The 15,894-nt window shown below is 61.8% G+C and carries 16 protein-coding genes and 5 pseudogenes; 13 read left to right on the forward strand and 8 right to left on the reverse strand.

Going from position 1 to position 15,894, the window contains the following annotated elements:
- Nucleotides 1–343: 343 nt before the first annotated feature.
- Both F4827_RS35435 and F4827_RS20220 read right to left on the reverse strand, forming a co-directional pair.
- Nucleotides 344–466 (reverse strand): hypothetical protein, encoded by a 123-nt coding sequence (locus F4827_RS35435; RefSeq protein ID WP_260175329.1) that lies wholly within the window; start codon nucleotides 464–466, stop codon nucleotides 344–346.
- Complete coding sequence (locus F4827_RS20220; protein WP_183726388.1) at nucleotides 447–746, reverse strand: alcohol dehydrogenase catalytic domain-containing protein; 300 nt, start codon at nucleotides 744–746, stop codon at nucleotides 447–449. Before F4827_RS20220 ends, F4827_RS35435 begins: the two co-directional genes overlap by 20 nt.
- 480 nt (nucleotides 747–1,226) lie before the next feature.
- Between F4827_RS20220 and F4827_RS20225 the strand changes: the two are divergent.
- From F4827_RS20225 to F4827_RS20235, 3 genes and pseudogenes are all read left to right on the forward strand, one after another.
- Nucleotides 1,227–1,527 (forward strand): annotated as a pseudogene (locus F4827_RS20225) (IS6 family transposase); the annotation flags it as partial.
- Nucleotides 1,528–1,602: 75 nt separating this feature from the next.
- Entirely contained in the window at nucleotides 1,603–2,034 is a 432-nt protein-coding gene (locus F4827_RS35990; RefSeq protein ID WP_409258827.1) for an anti-sigma factor domain-containing protein, read from the forward strand.
- Nucleotides 2,035–2,246: 212 nt separating this feature from the next.
- Entirely contained in the window at nucleotides 2,247–2,738 is a 492-nt protein-coding gene (locus F4827_RS20235; protein WP_409258835.1) for a fasciclin domain-containing protein, read from the forward strand.
- 168 nt (nucleotides 2,739–2,906) lie between these two features.
- Here F4827_RS20235 and F4827_RS20240 read toward each other — a convergent pair.
- Nucleotides 2,907–3,345 (reverse strand): annotated as a pseudogene (locus tag F4827_RS20240) (IS6 family transposase); the annotation flags it as partial.
- A 333-nt stretch (nucleotides 3,346–3,678) separates the two neighbouring features.
- On the opposite strand from F4827_RS20240, the pseudogene F4827_RS20245 reads away from it, so the two are divergent.
- Nucleotides 3,679–4,046, forward strand: a pseudogene (locus tag F4827_RS20245) (PDDEXK nuclease domain-containing protein); the annotation flags it as partial.
- A 4-nt stretch (nucleotides 4,047–4,050) separates the two neighbouring features.
- Here F4827_RS20245 and F4827_RS20250 read toward each other — a convergent pair.
- The gene (locus tag F4827_RS20250) at nucleotides 4,051–4,458 is read right to left on the reverse strand and encodes a hypothetical protein (RefSeq protein ID WP_183726395.1); all 408 of its coding nucleotides are present in this window, start codon (nucleotides 4,456–4,458) and stop codon (nucleotides 4,051–4,053) included.
- A gap of 227 nt (nucleotides 4,459–4,685) precedes the next feature.
- Here F4827_RS20250 and F4827_RS20255 point away from each other — a divergent pair.
- From F4827_RS20255 to F4827_RS20275, 5 genes and pseudogenes are all read left to right on the forward strand, one after another.
- A pseudogene (locus tag F4827_RS20255) lies at nucleotides 4,686–4,961 on the forward strand (IS6 family transposase); the annotation flags it as partial.
- Nucleotides 4,962–5,011: 50 nt separating this feature from the next.
- Nucleotides 5,012–5,404, forward strand: coding sequence for a hypothetical protein (locus F4827_RS20260; RefSeq protein WP_183726397.1), 393 nt, complete (start codon nucleotides 5,012–5,014; stop codon nucleotides 5,402–5,404).
- A gap of 481 nt (nucleotides 5,405–5,885) precedes the next feature.
- Entirely contained in the window at nucleotides 5,886–7,220 is a 1,335-nt protein-coding gene (locus F4827_RS20265; RefSeq protein WP_183726399.1) for a glutamine synthetase family protein, read from the forward strand.
- A gap of 10 nt (nucleotides 7,221–7,230) precedes the next feature.
- Complete coding sequence (locus F4827_RS20270; RefSeq protein ID WP_183726401.1) at nucleotides 7,231–8,613, forward strand: aspartate aminotransferase family protein; 1,383 nt, start codon at nucleotides 7,231–7,233, stop codon at nucleotides 8,611–8,613.
- A complete protein-coding gene (locus F4827_RS20275) occupies nucleotides 8,610–9,350 on the forward strand; it encodes a GntR family transcriptional regulator (RefSeq protein ID WP_183726403.1) in 741 nt (246 codons plus the stop codon). Before F4827_RS20270 ends, F4827_RS20275 begins: the two co-directional genes overlap by 4 nt.
- 240 nt (nucleotides 9,351–9,590) lie before the next feature.
- Here F4827_RS20275 and F4827_RS35995 read toward each other — a convergent pair whose 3' ends face one another.
- Nucleotides 9,591–10,181, reverse strand: coding sequence for a hypothetical protein (locus tag F4827_RS35995; RefSeq protein WP_409258828.1), 591 nt, complete (start codon nucleotides 10,179–10,181; stop codon nucleotides 9,591–9,593).
- 298 nt (nucleotides 10,182–10,479) lie between these two features.
- Nucleotides 10,480–10,926, reverse strand: a complete 447-nt coding sequence (locus F4827_RS35445; RefSeq protein ID WP_409258829.1) for a transposase — start codon at nucleotides 10,924–10,926, stop codon at nucleotides 10,480–10,482.
- Between the two features lie 150 nt (nucleotides 10,927–11,076).
- Between F4827_RS35445 and F4827_RS20290 the strand changes: the two genes are divergently transcribed.
- A complete protein-coding gene (locus tag F4827_RS20290) occupies nucleotides 11,077–12,240 on the forward strand; it encodes an epoxide hydrolase family protein (RefSeq protein ID WP_183726405.1) in 1,164 nt (387 codons plus the stop codon).
- A gap of 229 nt (nucleotides 12,241–12,469) precedes the next feature.
- On the opposite strand, the gene F4827_RS20295 is transcribed toward F4827_RS20290, so the two are convergent.
- Nucleotides 12,470–12,742 (reverse strand): hypothetical protein, encoded by a 273-nt coding sequence (locus F4827_RS20295; protein WP_183726407.1) that lies wholly within the window; start codon nucleotides 12,740–12,742, stop codon nucleotides 12,470–12,472.
- Nucleotides 12,743–12,822: 80 nt separating this feature from the next.
- On the opposite strand from F4827_RS20295, the pseudogene F4827_RS20300 reads away from it, so the two are divergent.
- The 3 genes and pseudogenes from F4827_RS20300 to F4827_RS20305 form a co-directional block, all read left to right on the forward strand.
- A pseudogene (locus F4827_RS20300) lies at nucleotides 12,823–13,497 on the forward strand (FAD-dependent monooxygenase); the annotation flags it as partial.
- Between the two features lie 32 nt (nucleotides 13,498–13,529).
- Entirely contained in the window at nucleotides 13,530–13,721 is a 192-nt protein-coding gene (locus tag F4827_RS35450) for an SDR family NAD(P)-dependent oxidoreductase (RefSeq protein ID WP_260175330.1), read from the forward strand.
- A complete protein-coding gene (locus F4827_RS20305; protein ID WP_260175331.1) occupies nucleotides 13,658–14,278 on the forward strand; it encodes an SDR family NAD(P)-dependent oxidoreductase in 621 nt (206 codons plus the stop codon). Before F4827_RS35450 ends, F4827_RS20305 begins: the two co-directional genes overlap by 64 nt.
- 51 nt (nucleotides 14,279–14,329) lie before the next feature.
- On the opposite strand, the gene F4827_RS20310 is transcribed toward F4827_RS20305, so the two are convergent.
- Nucleotides 14,330–15,721: a GntP family permease gene (locus tag F4827_RS20310; RefSeq protein WP_183726411.1), complete on the reverse strand. Its 1,392-nt coding sequence runs from the start codon at nucleotides 15,719–15,721 to the stop codon at nucleotides 14,330–14,332.
- Nucleotides 15,722–15,894 lie beyond the last annotated feature (173 nt).

Raw genomic sequence — 15,894 nt, forward strand, 5'->3', positions numbered from 1 at the left:
CATAAAAATACGATTCCAGTTACAGCGGGCGAGGGTTGTTCAACACACCAATATCGTCTGGAACGCATATGGTAATGACGTGCCTTGACGCCGATTGCTTGCCATGACTTCCTGCTCCATCTTCCAGCGTGATGTTACGGATCTACCTTCGGCGCCCTCACAAGATGATGACCCGTGCCGTTATCTCGCCCGCCTCACGTGACGGATCGGGGCACCCGAAGTGCAGGAGCAGTCGAGCGCCCCTTATCATCTACCGGCTCCAGGCGGCTTTCTTCACGCTGCCGTGCGGATCGATGACGAATTTCTTCGGCGAGCCCTCGCTGAACGTCTTGCAGGCACCTGCTCAGCCGTGCGCCTCCAGCCCGACGCAATCCACGCCGCAATCCACGCCGCAATCCACTTCCCGCTTGCCGAGGATCGCTTCGATCTGGTCGGGCACGGGCGTGTCACTGGTGAGATAAACCACCCCGCAGCCATTCGCCCGTCTTGATGAACTCCACGTCCGGCCCGACCTCGCTGACTTCCCCGGTCATCTCATGTCCCGTCACCGTTCCCATAGGCCCGGCAAAGCGGCCGTGGTAGATGTGCTGGTCGCTGCCACGGATATTCGTCGTAACGATCTTGAGGATGGCGCCGTGATTGACTTTCTTGCCTCTCGGCGCGACCAGCTTCGGATAGTCGAAAGTCTGCAGCTCCATCTTCATCGGACCCATGAATGTCACTACGCGATTGCCACTCCCAGCCATGACATCTCTCCTTGCTGGAAGTGTTGTAAGTCCCGATCGATGTTCCCATTGCGGCCTGGGTAAGGCGTCGCGCTCCACTGGAGCCTGCCGATCATCGCGATCCCGACCACTATGCAGACTACGGGATGATGCCGATCTCGTCGACGTGGCCATCGGCCCAATCACGACGACAACAAGACTAGGCTCTTGCCGGTGGCACTTCTTCCTCAATCCTGCAAAGACGTGTCGAATCTCTGCGCTCCTGCTGCGCGGCTACCGGTGCTGCTTTCGCCGTATTCGCCTGCGCTGCGTCAAAGGCGCCAGCGCCGCTCATACCTGGGAAACTCGTGCATTCGTGTATTACGCATCCCTGATCAGTCGTCTTAATCACGCGACATTGCCGGTTCAGGAGCATTCGGCTTGATCACCGTGATCAGGTGACCCTCTCGCTGCTGCCGGATATGGTACCCAACCGCGAAAACGGAGCTCCTGGAGCTCGCTCACGTGAAGCACGTATTCGTCAAGGCCTGCGCGTGCGTGAACAACAGGGCCGAAAACAGCCATCAGCCTACGCGCGAACGCGAGCGCAGGATGTGAGGCTTTCGACCGCCTGGGGCGCACGCAAGTTTTCCTGTCGTGCTTCGGTCCAATCCGGCAACACGTCGCGCTCAAGCGGCACCTGCTATGCGCATCGCTCTACCGAAAACAACTCGCCGCACGATTTGATGCAAGGCGCTTTTTCACCGGCGTTACCCAAGACCGTCCGCCGTTTTCTGAGACACCGCAGTCGTCGCCCACGTGACAGTGCCCTGCCCAAGGCGGCGTCCGACGTCGCGCCCGCCTGTGGGACAGTGTGCGGCTGCGGCGCTGGATTGGCGTGACGTCAATCGCGGTCGCTGCGGCGGTCGCAGCGGTCTCGCCGATATTGGTGGCGCCAGGCCGTCTGAGCACACCATCTGGCCGTGGCTATATGGTTGCCGGTCTCGCACGGCAGGTCCCTGGCAGTGGCGCTGCCTCGACCGCGACAGTCGAAGTGCAACATGCGAGTATGGTGATCGTCCCGGCGGCCAACGCTTCCGTCATCCCCGGCCACTCTACGGAACTCTGGATGATTCCTGCGGGAATGAAGCCCGTCTCACTCGGCCTGATTGCAGTGAACCGGGCGACCTTGGTGAGACTGCCTCTTGACCACCTTGCGGAGTTGGCCCAGCATGCGCCCCCGGCCGTCTCAGTGGGACCTCACGGGGGTTCGCCGACCGGACAGCCGACGGGACCGGTGCTTGCCGCTGGGCCGATGGGACCGACGTAAGCAACTAAGGCGAGCGGACACCACTCTTTCGCTTTGCCAGGAATCGATGCATCCTTTTCTGCATTCAGCCCGTATCTACGATAGCTTCCAGTCCGGAGGCATCACACATGGGGGAACCCAGAATGCGGATCGAGATATTAAAGACGATAGGCGTGGCGTTTGGCATGGTGCTGACGCTGGCAACGGTGGCACCGGTTGCGGTGGCCGGATCGATGTCAACCGAGGACAGCGTGGAGGTCGGTGGCGCCGCGATGTATCCGTCAAAGAACATCATCCAGAACGCGGTCAACTCGAAGGACCATACGACGCTCGTTGCTGCGGTGAAGGCAGCGGGCCTCGTGAATACATTGTCGGGCGCCGGGCCGTTTACAGTGTTCGCGCCGACCAACGAGGCGTTTGGCGCACTGCCAGCGGGCACCGTCGATACCCTGCTCAGGCCGCAGAACAAGGACACGCTGGTCAAGGTGCTGACCTATCATGTCGTGCCGGGCCGCCTGACCGCGCATGATCTCGCAATGGCGGTCCAAAACGGTGGAGGCAGGGCAAGCCTGAAGACGGTCGAGGGTGACTCCCTGGTTGTGAGCCGGGACGGCGAAGGGTGGGCAATCACGGACGACAAGGGCGACGTTGCGCACGTAACGATCGGCGATGTCATGCAGTCCAATGGCGTGATTCACGTCGTCGACAAGGTTTTGATGCCGTAACCTGCTTCGGTTTCTCCTCGGGATGAAGGGTCTCTGGATAGCCAGCCTTCATCCCGGGAGACCAATCAGCATTCGGTTCCTCGAGTAGGGCAAGTGCCCCTCTACCGCCGTCGCGGTTCTGTCACGTTGCCGACCGTGTTACGAGTTATGGGCGACGACTACGGTGTGCTCCGGGAGCGCTGTTTTGGCGGCTGGGTAACTGCGTAGCGGGTCGGAGCCGACCTTCTTCGGCAGTGCGGGACAGCCTGCCGGCAGGCGTTTGAAAGAGCGCTTCGCGGCAGCCTTGTCGCGTCGATTCTTTAGCAGGGTGTCGAGTTCAATGCCGTGCTCGTTGACTGCACGCCACAGCACATACGGTTCGCCACGCAGCGTCACGATCATCTCGTCGAGGTGCCACGTTGAACCGGGCTTGCGACGGGCGGCCGTGCCCCTGACGGGCGAAGCGCGGGCCGAATTTGCCCGTCCGCCGATGGATCGATTCGTGGCTGACAGTCACGCCACGGCCGAACAGCAACTCTTTAATGTCGTGCAGGCTCAGTTGAAAACGGAGGAACCAGCGCACGGCCTGGCTGATAACCGCCGCCGGAAAGCGGTGGCCGTGATAGATCGATTTCGGTTTTTCATCGCGACATCTTGGTCCGCCTGTTCACCAACGCGACAGAGCCGTCTCCTTGCGATCTGGACATAACATTGCCTGCGTAAGCGAGCGAAGTTTTCGCGAAAAACGGGGAGATGACACAAGCATTAAGAGAATCCTTCTTATCGCGGTCTTACTGTCACGACATCAATCCCCAATTCGAGATCGAACCTTGATGACGAATTTTCAATCATTCATTTCACTTCGACATCCTGCTCGTCGCCTGACAGTAGGCGGTAGACGTGTCGTTCCCGATCTTGCCAACCGCGGCCCAATCTCACCGCGCATGGCCAACGCGCCAACCGGCTTCTATCACCACAATCCGATCTTGCTCGGGACGTGCTCAAAAATCCGTATGTCTTCGACTTGCTCGGCTTGACTGAAAGTGCCCAGGAACGCGATATCGAGCGCGCACTCACGCAGCACATTACGCGATTTCTACTCGAACTGGGTGTCGGCTTCGCGTTCGTAGGGCGTCGATACCGGCTGGAAATAGCTGGCGACGAATTCTTTATAGATTTGCTCTTCTACCACCTGAAGCTGCGATGCTAGTCGTCGAACCGAAAACGACACCTTTCAATGATGTTGCTTCATTGAACGAGGGGAAAGAAAATCCTTCCGCGCAACTCAAACGCCGATACTGTGGAGGACTTCACTTTATTTTCTCCGCCACTGCTAACGTTGCATGACGAGTTGCGGATTTAGTTCGATATGCAAAACAACCAGCCAGCGACGTCGGCAGCGCGCGGCAATCACGACACTCTCGCCTTTGACGGCGTCTATCGCGGTGCCAATGTAGCCGCTGCTTTTCGCGCTTACCCACGCTGCGCGCGCGTCCGAAACCAGCCAATTGCTCACCAGCATGCACGTAATGCAACTGAAGATGAGCGTTGGCATTTCGCCAATGCCGGGATCGAGACTTCGCGCGGCAAACGTGAACACTGCAATCAGCAATTGATCGACCGCCATCGTCAGCGTGACCACCTTGAGCCATCCGCGCCAGCGCATCCGGGCAAGCAAATGGCGATGCATCACCTCGTCCGGGTTTGCCAGTTTCTCTTTGCAGGGGTCCGGCGTATTCATCCTTGTCCTCATCGCTCGACCAACGTGGTGCGCCAGTCTAAGGAGAGTGCCCGCGTGTCACAAGGAAAAATGTCGTAAACAACAGGCGGCACGAGGCACGCGATCCTTAGCTGCCTACGAACCGTCAGGATCGCACCGCCTATGCTGGGGGATTTGGCCAACAGTCTGGTGCAAATGGCGCCGGCGAATCGGTTAGAGTGTCGGGCTGAACGAATAGAGAGCCGACGATGAGCAAGCCGAAGAGCCTGGAGGAACTGTTCGCAGTCCGTCACTTCGACCGCGAGGTGATAATTCTGTGCGTTCGCTGGTACCTGCGTTACAAGGTCAGTCTGCGCGATCTCTCGGAGATAATGGCAGAACGGGGTTTGTCGCTGGCCCACACGACGATCCTGCGTTGGGTGCGACGTTATGCGCCGGAGTTCGTCAGACGCTGGAGCCGCTTCGGCACACCCACAGGACAATCGGGACGCGTCGATGAAACGCACCTGAAGATCCGCGGCAGGTGAGTCTATCTCTATCGCACATTCGATTAAAGCTGCTGAAAAGGAGTGAAATGAAAACGAACTGGAAATTGATTCGTGAAGTTCTAAACGCAGCTATCGACAGTTGCGAGCGGTTGGAACTGGCCGGCTATGCTGAAGAGCATCGCAGTCGTTCGCTCCAGGTAGGCAGCCGGCATGTGAGCGTACAAGAATTCTTGACCAGTGCGTGGACTTTACCCGAGAACGTTCGCTACGAAGTAATCCGGGTGCGTCACGACAGGAATCTCGATCTACCTTATGTCCCGGAAACGGCGCGAACTCTTACCGCAGTGGCCGCCGCGTGCGCCGAACTTGTAGACGCGGGAGATATGCCATCGGCCGAGTCGCATATGCTGGGAATGATTGATTGGTATCGGAACCACTTCGATCGTTACGTGCAGCGCGCGATCTCTGCGGCTCCGTGACCGGTTACCGAGAGGCGAGAATAGGTTAGATCGGGCGTCCATTTTATAGGATGTACAAAGTCCGAAGTGGCTCCCCCCGCCCCCGCCGCCGCGAATCGTCGCTCTCACGCGGGACGCCCGAGACGGTGACCGGCCAGAAGCAGCCGGCAGTCCGATCTCCGAAGCTGATGCCCAAACGACTGCACCACCCAGAAATCTGACGGCAGGTCTGTTTCCAGACCTCTCAGCCTTGGCAGTCAATAGCCCATTAAAAAGAAATGGCCGGTTCTGCATTTAGACCGGCCATTTGCCATTTGACTCTGAGAATGGCTGGAACGGGGCATACCGTGGGGATGCCCGTGGACCTGCGACTGCCAGGTGCTGGCGCTGTCGCAAATTGGCCTATCGCCCACAGGCCTACATTTGTGATCACAATATTGGCAATATTTGCGCTATCATTCAAAAAAATGTAATTTTGTGATCACATCGTAGGTGATACGCCATGAATGACGCTTTGAGCAACTTCCTGACCCAGCACCGCATCCATGAGGTGGAGTGTGTGATCCCCGACATGACGGGCATCGCGCGCGGCAAGATCCTTCCGCGCGATCTGTTCACGGCGTCGGGCGAGATGCGCATCCCCAAGAGCGTGCTGCTCAACACCGTGAACGGGCAACAGCCCGACAACGGCCCCTTCGTGGGCGATACCGACCCAGACATGGTCTGCAGGCCCGACGCCGCCACCGTCCGTATCGTGCCCTGGGCAGCCGAACCGGTGGCCGTGGTCATCCACGACTGCCTGGAGTGGGACGGCCAGCCGGTGCAACTCTCGCCCCGCGCGGTGCTACGCCGCGTGCTGGCGCTGTACGAAGCACGCGGCTGGCAGCCCGTCGTGGCGCCCGAGATGGAGTTCTATCTGGTGGCGCGCAATCAGAACCCGCACGAGCCTCTGCAGCCGCCGCTGGGGCGCACTGGAAAGCCCGAGGTGGGGCGGCAGAGCTACTCCATCGACGCGGTGAACGACTTCGATCCCTTCTTCATGGAACTCTCCGCCTTCTGCGACCAGCACCGGCTAGGCGTGGAAACGCTGATCCACGAGGCCGGCCCGGGGCAGATGGAGATCAACTTCAGCCATGGCGAACCGCTCGACCTGGCCGACCGGGTTTTCCTGTTCAAGCGCACGGTGCGCGAGACGGCGCTGCGCCACGGGGTATTTGCCACGTTCATGGCCAAACCCATGGAGGGCGAACCCGGCAGCGCCATGCACATCCATCAGAGCATCAACGACGGCGAAGGACGCAACATCTTCAGCAACACCGACGGCACAGCCAGCGAACACTTCCATCACTTCATCGGCGGACTGCAAACCTATATCCCGCAGGTGATGCCTATGCTGGCGCCCTACGTCAATTCGTACCGGCGGCTGGCGCCCTACATGTCGGCACCTATCAATGTGCGCTGGGGCCAGGACAACCGCACCTGCGGTATCCGCATCCCCAAGTCCGGCCCCGCCGCCCGCCGGGTTGAAAACCGCGTGCCCGGCGTTGACGCCAATCCCTATCTGGCCATGGCCGCCACGCTGGCCTGCGGCTACATCGGCATGCGCGACCGGCTGCATCCCAGCGAGCCCACCGACGGCAGCGCCTGGAACGTCGCCCACGAACTGCCGCGCCATCTCGAAAGCGCTATCGAGGTCATGCGCGCCTGCGACGCCATGAAGGATGTACTGGGCGAAACCTTCGTCGACGCCTTCTGCGCCGTGAAGGAACTGGAATTTTCCACCTACAACCGGGTGATCAGTTCGTGGGAACGAGAGCACCTGTTACTGCTGGTATGAGGAGGCCGCAATGAACCACACCATTCAACATACCGGCATTGAGCGCGAACGCGTACGGGCCGTGCTAGCACGCGAACGCGCCGAGTACGCGCAACGCAACCCGAAGTCGCAAGTGATGTCCACACGCGCCGCGCCGCAGCTGATGTTCGGCGTGCCGCTGCACTGGATGAACGACTGGTCCACGCCTTTCGCGCTGCACGTGGCCCAGGCCCAGGGGGCGCAACTCACCGACGTGGACGGCCACACGCTGGCCGATTTCTGCCTGGGTGACACCGGCGCCATGTTCGGCCACTCGCCCGCCGTAGTTGCCGATGCACTGGCGACCCAGGCACAGCGCGGCCTGACCACCATGCTGCCCAACGAGGACGCATCCGTCGTGGGTGAATTGCTGGCTCAGCATTTCGGCCTGCCGAAATGGCAGTTCGCCATGACCGCCAGCGACGCCAACCGTTTCTTGCTGCGCTGGGTACGTGCGGCCACCGGGCGGCGTACCTTGCTGGTGTTCAACGGCTGCTACCACGGCACGGTCGATGACGTCTTCGTCGACCTGGTGGACGGCCAGCCCACGCAACGCGCCAGTCTGCTGGGCCAGGTGCACGATCTCACCGCCACCACGCGCGTAGTGGAATTCAACGACCTGGCCGCGCTGGATGCAGCGCTGGCGCCGGGTGACGTGGCCTGCATTCTGGCCGAGCCGGTGATGACCAACATCGGCATGGTGCTGCCCGAACCGGGCTACTGGGCGCAGGCGCAAGATATCATCCGCCGCCACGGCAGCCTGCTGGTGCTGGACGAGACCCACACGCTCAGCAGCGGCCCCGGCGGCTATGCGCGCGCTCACGGCTTGCAGCCCGATGCCGTGGTAGTGGGCAAGGCACTGGGCGGCGGCATGCCGTGCGCGGCCTATGGCTTCAGCGCCGCGCTGGCCGAGCGCGCCGAGGCCGCAAAGCGCGCCGCGCCGCCGGGCCACTCGGGCATCGGCACCACGCTTACCGCCAACTCGCTGGCCATGGCGGCGATGCGCGCCACCCTCACCCACCTGATGACGCCCCAGGTCTTCGCCCCCATGCACGCCCTGGCCGAGCAACTGGCCGCCGGACTGCGCACGATCATCGCCCGCTGCAGCCTGCCCTGGTGCGTCACCCAGGTGGGCGCCCGGGTAGAGTTCCAGTTCTGTCCGCAGCCGCCGCGCAACGGCAGCCAGGCCGAGGCGGTCATGGATGCCGAGCTGGAGCACGCCCTTCATCTGGCCTTGCTGAACCGCGGCGTGTTGATCACTCCATTTCACAATATGATGCTCGTTTGCCCTGACACTACCCAGATGCACGTGCAGCGCCTGCTCACCGCATTCGATGCTGTACTGGCTTCGCTCACCGCCACGACCGATTCATGAGTAACAACATCGAATCCACCACCACACAGCAAGACACTACCTACGCCACGTTGCGGCAATGGGTCACTGTAGGCCGCTTCCTTCCCGGCGAGCGGTTGAAGATCCGCAACGTGGCAGCCGAGATGGGGGTAGGTCAGATGCCGGTGCGCGCCGCGCTGCAGCGTCTGGCTGCAGAGGGTGCGCTGGTGAACGTGCCCAACGCCGGGATGATCGTCCCCAGGCTTACGCTGCCCGAGTTCGACGATCTGCTGCAAATGCGCATGCTGCTCGAAGGCGAGGCCGCCGAGCGCGGCTGCCTGAGGCTGGAGCCGGCCGAACTTGCCACGCTGCGCAAGCTTTGCCAGCGCATGGGAAAGGCGTTGAAAACCCCCACGGATCAGCCGCCTCGCGCCAGGACGCCCGAGCGAGGCAAACAAACGCTGAAGCAGCCCGCCGTTTCTTTGAAGGCCGACCAACCCACCGATTACCTGGCCGCCAACGAAGAGTTCCATGTCCTGCTCTACAAGGCGGCCGGCTCGCCCTTGCTGTTCGAACTGATCGATACGCTGTGGCTGAAGGCCGGCCCAATCTCGAACCGCCTCTTCGACGCATCCGAAGCCTCGGCCGTGTTGAACGACGCCCACGAAGACCTGATGGATGCGCTGGACAGGCGGGATGCCGCCGCGGCGCGGCGAGCAGTGGAGCGCGATATCTTCGTGGCGGGACAGTTCCTGAGGTCAACACTAAAACGCGCTTGACCGAGGCGCGACGGCCGGCATGGTCGGCGCATATGTCGTCTGGGAGAGACCGCCATACGCTGCTCAGCGGTCGTTCGCGGATATTCAGTTCACCGTCCTCTTTGCCCGACACGTTGCCTGTTCACCGTCGCTTCCGGGAGCAACTGAACTCTGGAAGCTGCCATTGGAATTCCTGATCCCCCTCCGGCTGCGTTGCGACGCGAAGGGACAGTCGAGTCGCCAGAAGGCCGCCATTGCCCGTTACTTTCCCGAGTCGTTATGCTCGCCGTCTCGGTGCAACACGGCTGTTTGCGTGTGGGAGCCATAGTGCTTCGTGACTTCGGCATCGCTCATCAGTCTGGACGATTTCAGGATTGGGCTCACTACCGTGTACATGCGATCCGGATCGGCTCCGTACATATAAAAATAGCCGTCGTTCCCGTCGAGGTGAAATTCGGTCTCACCGAGTTCGCCCACTCCCGCACGCTTTATCGCGCTTTCTAGCCGGCGCTCCAAAGCGTGAATTCTCGGCATATCCTGAGGGTAGTAGTCGAAATGGACCATCATCACGGGCCCAGGTGGCCTGTGCGATTGGTCCGAGGCTGCCGGGCAGTCGCCAAACAAGGCGGCGAACAGAAACGCGGCGAAAGCTCTTCTTCTCAACATGGGTACGAGATTGTCGATGGAGTGAACATCGATTGTCGACGTTGCAGGCTGGCCCGTCGAGCGTTCCTTCGTGCTCGGACAGCGGCTAAGCACCGCCCGGCCGTGCTTATCTTCGATGTACATCTTACGAAGCCGGGCATTCTGCGCCTCAAGCTCCTTCATGCGCGACATCATCGCTGCGTTCATGCCGCCGTGCTTCGAGCGTCATATATAAAACGCTGCCGAGCTGATGCCCGGTTCCCGGCATAGCTCCCGCCCCCCTGCCCAGCCTCCGCGCGCTTGAGCGCCTCCAATACCTGGCTGTCCGTGAATCTCGACTCCCTCGTCTGCAGAACTCACTCTTAGCGAGAAAATTCTACTTCTACCGACGTTGGATTTGAGGGGGCATTACTAAAGCATTGGGCGTCTGGGAGCTCTCCGGGCGCGAGCTTGATTCCGAACCCTGCTTGACTGACCTCCCTACTCCGTGGCTACGCGGCACGCTCTATCCCGGCGAAACCGAAGAAAGAAGAAAGCGGCTCTTGCGTGAGGGTGGTTGAAGCCCAAAAAGAAAGGCCCGCCAAAAGGGAGGCTGGTTTAATTCCGACGTGGGCCACATCCTCATATCGGCGCGGTTTACGTCGGCTTCGTGTTGAAAAGGCCTGAACGATGTCTCATCTGCGCGACAGCTCTTGCCGACTGGATGCTTGCGGACCCGGAACACCTTTTCCAGAGCAGGCAGCAGCTTGATGGCCCTTCGATGCACGGTTGAATGATCGACATCAACGCCGCGTTCAGCCATCATCTCTTCGAGATTTCGCAGGCTCAGCCCATAGGCCACATACCAGCACACGCACATCAGGATGACATCGAGCGGATAGTGCAGTCGCTTCAGAACCTTCGCAATGCCTGGGGCAAGGGCCGTTCGTGGCGTCGGTGCCTTCATCATCATCGGGTCAGTGCAGGTTCGTCAGATGCGCATCCTGGCGTCCCCGCACTAATGCGACACAACCTTGTCCACTCCCTTGTTTCAACGTTTGCCGCTCCCGCTTCAATGACGAGAACTGGAGCTTTTTCAACAGCCTGCTTAGGACGATCCACCATGTATATCGACCGATTCGAGATCCACGTCCCCGACGAAGCAATCAACGACTTGCGCCGGCGCTTGCGCGCCACGCGCTGGGCGAACGCCACGCCTGCGCCGGCATGGCAGCAGGGCGTGGACAACGCATGGCTGCGAGAACTGGTCGCGTGGTGGGCAGACGAATTCGACTGGCGCGTCGCCGAACGTGCACTGAACCAGCAACCGCAGTTCATGGCCGACGTGGCGACCGATGCGGGCGGCCAGCGCGTGCACTTCGTGCATCGGCGCGGCGTGGGCCCAAGGCCCTACCCGCTCGTCCTCACGCATGGCTGGCCCGGCTCGTTTGTCGAATTCCACGCGCTGCTCGATCGCCTTTGCGACCCCGCCGCATTCGGCGCGGACCCGGCAGATGCATTCGATGTCGTCGTGCCTTCGCTCCCCGGCTTCGCGTTTTCGCCCGCGCCCGCGAAGCCCGGAGCTTCCGCATTCCAGGTAGCCGATCTGTGGGCCGCGCTCATGCGAGGCCTCGGCTATGAGCGCTTCGGCGCGCAGGGCGGCGACCTCGGCGCGGGCGTGTCGATCGCGCTGGCTTCGCGGCACAGCGATGCGGTGGACGGTATCCACCTGAATTTCCTGCCTGGCTCGTACGAACCCACCGTCGATGCCGCAAACGCCTCGCTCACCCCGGCGGAACAGGACTATCTTCGCGAGAAAGCCGAATGGGCCGTGCTGGAGGGCGGCTATGCGCATATGCACGCGACGAAACCGCAAACAGCGGCCGCGTCACTCAACGACTCACCGGCGGGACTAGCCGCGTGGATCGGCGAGAAGTTTCGTGCATGGAGCGACTGTGACGGCGTGATCGAGCGCCGCTTCTCAAAAGATGCCTTACTGACTAACCTTTCGGTTTACTGGTTCACCGGAAGCATCGGTACGTCGATGCAGATGTATTGGGAAAACCGGCTGCAACCCTTTCGCTTCGCTGCTGGAGAGCGCGTGCTGCCGCCGGTCGCATTCGCTCGCTTTCCGAAGGAGATCAACAGGCCGCCGAGGTCGTGGCTCGAACGCGTGTTTGACGTCGTCCAATGGACAGACATGCCTCGCGGTGGCCATTTCGCCGCGATGGAAGAGCCTGATCTTCTGGCCGAGGATATGCGCCGTTTTTTCAGGCGATTCCGCTAACGAGCAATGCGAAAGGGCGTTGTCGCCGAACGGATGCGCGGGGGCACCCTGCCTCGCCGCGCGCAACGCAGTTGGGCAACGAATTCGCTGCCCGTTTCGGGCAGGCCGACCTTCGCGCAGTGGTCGGGCAGCTGCTGCTCACACTGTCGCCACGGCAGCAGGTGGTCGCGATAGTCGGCGTAGGCATCTGTTGAGCAGCTTGCCGCTGTTGTGCCACCAGCGATGGCTGTCAACGATCGGTCAGGCCAAGCATCTTGTCGAAGAACACGCTCGCAAGAATGCCCGCCACGAAGCCGTTCCTCGGCGTCCCCGCAAACGACGGATTGCCCCACGTATTCGTATTCCACGTGCGCATCACGTACGGACTCAGAATGATGCTGCGCGAGAGCGCGATATTCGCGTCGAGCTTAAGCCCGTATTGCGTGCGGCCCACCGTATAACCCGTGCCACCCGCCGCGATGTTTTCCTGCTTGAGGAATTCCTGTTCGTGCGGCGTCAGCATCGCCCAGTTGAACGACAGCGAGATGCTGTCATGCGGACGGCGTCGACGTTCAATTCACCGACGGCAGTCGCGCGCGCTACGATCTCGTGATCGGCTCGGACGGCGTCAACTCCACGGTGCGCCGTCACGTGAAGCCCGATTTTCCGGGCCCGAAATTCACCGGCCAGGGATCGTGGCGCGCGGTGGTGCCGCGCACGCGCGAGAACTCGACGATCTACATGGGCAAGACCACCAAGGCCGGCATGAATCCGATCAGCGCGACGCAGTGCTATCTGTTCGTGCTCGACAAGCGCGAGGGGATGGATTTCGTCGCGCAGGAAAAATGGCCGCGCCTGCTTGCCGAACTGCTCGAAGAATTCGACGGGCCGTTGGCGACGCTGCGCGAAGGCCTGCTCGACGGTTCGCACGACGAGCACCGGATTTTGTACCGGCCGCTCATGGGGCATATGATCGGCGGTCCGTGGCATCGCGGGCGCATCGTGCTGCTCGGTGACGCCGTGCACGCGACCACGCCGCATCTCGCGTCGGGCGCGGGCATCGCCGTGGAAGGCGCGCTCGTGCTCGCCGCCGAACTCGCGCGCCGCCACTCGCTCGAAGGCGCACTGCTCGCCTACGCGGGACGCCACTACGACCGTGCGCGGCTCGTGGTCTCGGCGTCGGGGCGCATGGGCGAGTTCGAGTGCACGGGCGGCTCGCGCGAAGAGCACACGCGCGTCATGGTCGCCGCGCAGCAGGCGCTGCGCGAGCCGATCTGATGCATGACAACGCGAAACCTACTGAATTCACCATGACAGATTTCACTGCAAACAACGACCGCGTCGCCGTCGTCACCGGCGCGGCGGGCGGCCTCGGCGAAGTCTTCGCGCTGCGACTCGCGGCATCCGGACACTCGCTCGTGCTGACCGACCGCGCGCCATGCGACGCCCTCGCCGCGCGCATCGAAACGGCGGGCGCGCCTGCGCTCTGCCCTGCGATCTGAGCGAGCCGGACGATGTCGCGCGCTTTGCGGCTCGCGTCGTCGAACAGACGGGCAAAGTGGACGTGCTCGTCAACAACGCGGCCTTCATGCCGATGGCGCCGCTCGCTTCGATCACCGCGACGCTGTGGCGGCAGATCATGACCGTCAACGTGGACGCGCCCTTCCTGCTCGCGCAAGCGTTTTCAGCCGGGATGATCGAGCGCGGTTGGGGGCGCATCGTCAATCTCGCTTCGAGCACCGTGTGGGGACCGCCCCCCGGCATGAGCGCCTATGCAAGCAGCAAGATGGCGGTGATCGGGCTCACCCGCGCGCTCGCGGCGGAGCTGGGTCCGCACGGCATTACGGTGAACGCGATTTCGCCGGGACTCACGCGACATCCGGGCAGCGCGGCGAATCTGCCGCCGGAAGCCTTCGACGCGCTGCGCGCCCGGCAATTCATTCCACGCACCGAAGAGCCCGCCGACCTGACCGGCGCGCTGGCGTTCCTCGTCTCCGACGATTCGCGCTTCATCACCGGTCAGGTCCTGAACGTGGACGGCGGCGGGTTTGGGTTCTGAATTCAGTGCGCGGCTTTGGCTTTGAAGGCCAAGTGTGGTCGGCGTGGCCGATCACACCAGCCCCGTGGCGTAGAAAACCGCGATCGCGAGAAACGAAGCCATGACCTTGATGCCCGTCATCACGAAGATGTAGCGGTACGACTCGCGGTGTGTGAGCCCCGTGACCGCGAGCAGCGTGATGACCGCGCCGTTATGAGGCAGCGTATCCATGCCGCCAGCCGCCATCGACGCGACGCGGTGAAGGACTTCGAGCGGAATGCCCGCGGCGTTCGCGGATGCGATGAAGCGTTCGGCCATCGCGGCGAGCGCAATGCTCATCCCGCCCGACGACGAGCCCGTGATGCCCGACAGCAGGTTGATCGTCACCGCCTCGTTGATCAGCGGATTCGAGATCGACTGCAGACCGTGCGCGACGACGAGAAATCCCGGCAGTGCCGCGATCACCGCGCCGAACCCGTACTCGGAGGCCGTGTTCATTGTCGCGAGCATCGCGCCCGCTACTGCGGCTTTCGAGCCGTCGGCGAATTTTTCGCGAATCGCGTTGAAGCCGAACAGCAGCACGACGACGATACCCGCGAACAATGCGCCGAGTACGGCCCAGATCGCCGTGATCTTCGCGATTTCGATCGCGATCGGCGCGCCCATTCCGGGCAACATGAACGAATAAGTGCCCGGATACCAGATTGGAATCAGTTGCGTCAGCACGAGATTGACCACGCCGACGATCACGAGCGGCAGCAGTGCGACAACGGGGTGCGGCAAGCGCGCATCCTCAGGTGTCTCCGGCTCGTTGCGAAGATTCGTGCCGTAGCCTTCGCCGTTGCGGATCGCTCGGCGGCTTTGCACCTCCAGATACACAACGCCGGCGATGAAGATGAACGCCGATCCGATCAGTCCGAGCCAAGGCGCGGCCCAGGATGTCGTTTTGAAGAAGGTCGTCGGAATGATGTTCTGGATTTGCGGCGTGCCGGGCATCGCGTCCATCGTGAACGTGAACGCGCCGAGTGCGATCGTGGCGGGCATGAGCCGCTTCGGTATGCCGCTTTGCCGGAACATTTCGGCCGCGAACGGATACACAGCGAACACCACGACGAACAACGACACGCCGCCGTAAGTCAGCAACGCGCATACGATGACGATGACCGGAATCGCGCGTTCACGTCCAAGCACGCCAATGACGGCGGCGACGATCGAGCGCGATGCACCCGACAGTTCGATCAGCTTGCCGAAGATCGCGCCGAGCAGGAAAACGGGAAAATACAGCTTGATGAAGCCGACCATCTTGTCCATGAAAAGCCCGGTAAATACCGGCGCGATCAAGGATGGGTCCGTCAACAGCACCGCGCCGAGCGCGGCGATGGGAGCAAACAGAATGACGCTGTAGCCCCTGTAGGCCGCCAGCATCAGAAAGCACAGTGCAGCCAGTGCGATGATCACGCTCATTGATAGTCCTTTTTTTTCAGAACCGGCGAGCGCGATCGGCGGCGGCGAGTCGAGATCTCGCGCCGCGCGATCGGTCGGATACCCGGTTGAATTTGCTACGCTGGCGCTCCAGGGGAACGTGCTTGCGTGGAGTTCGCCGGTGTGCGTCTGCGTGAACGTCGAAAGCCATCGCT

Origin of the sequence: Paraburkholderia bannensis (genome assembly GCF_014200455.1) — a bacterium.
Lineage (GTDB): Bacteria > Pseudomonadota > Gammaproteobacteria > Burkholderiales > Burkholderiaceae > Paraburkholderia > Paraburkholderia bannensis_A.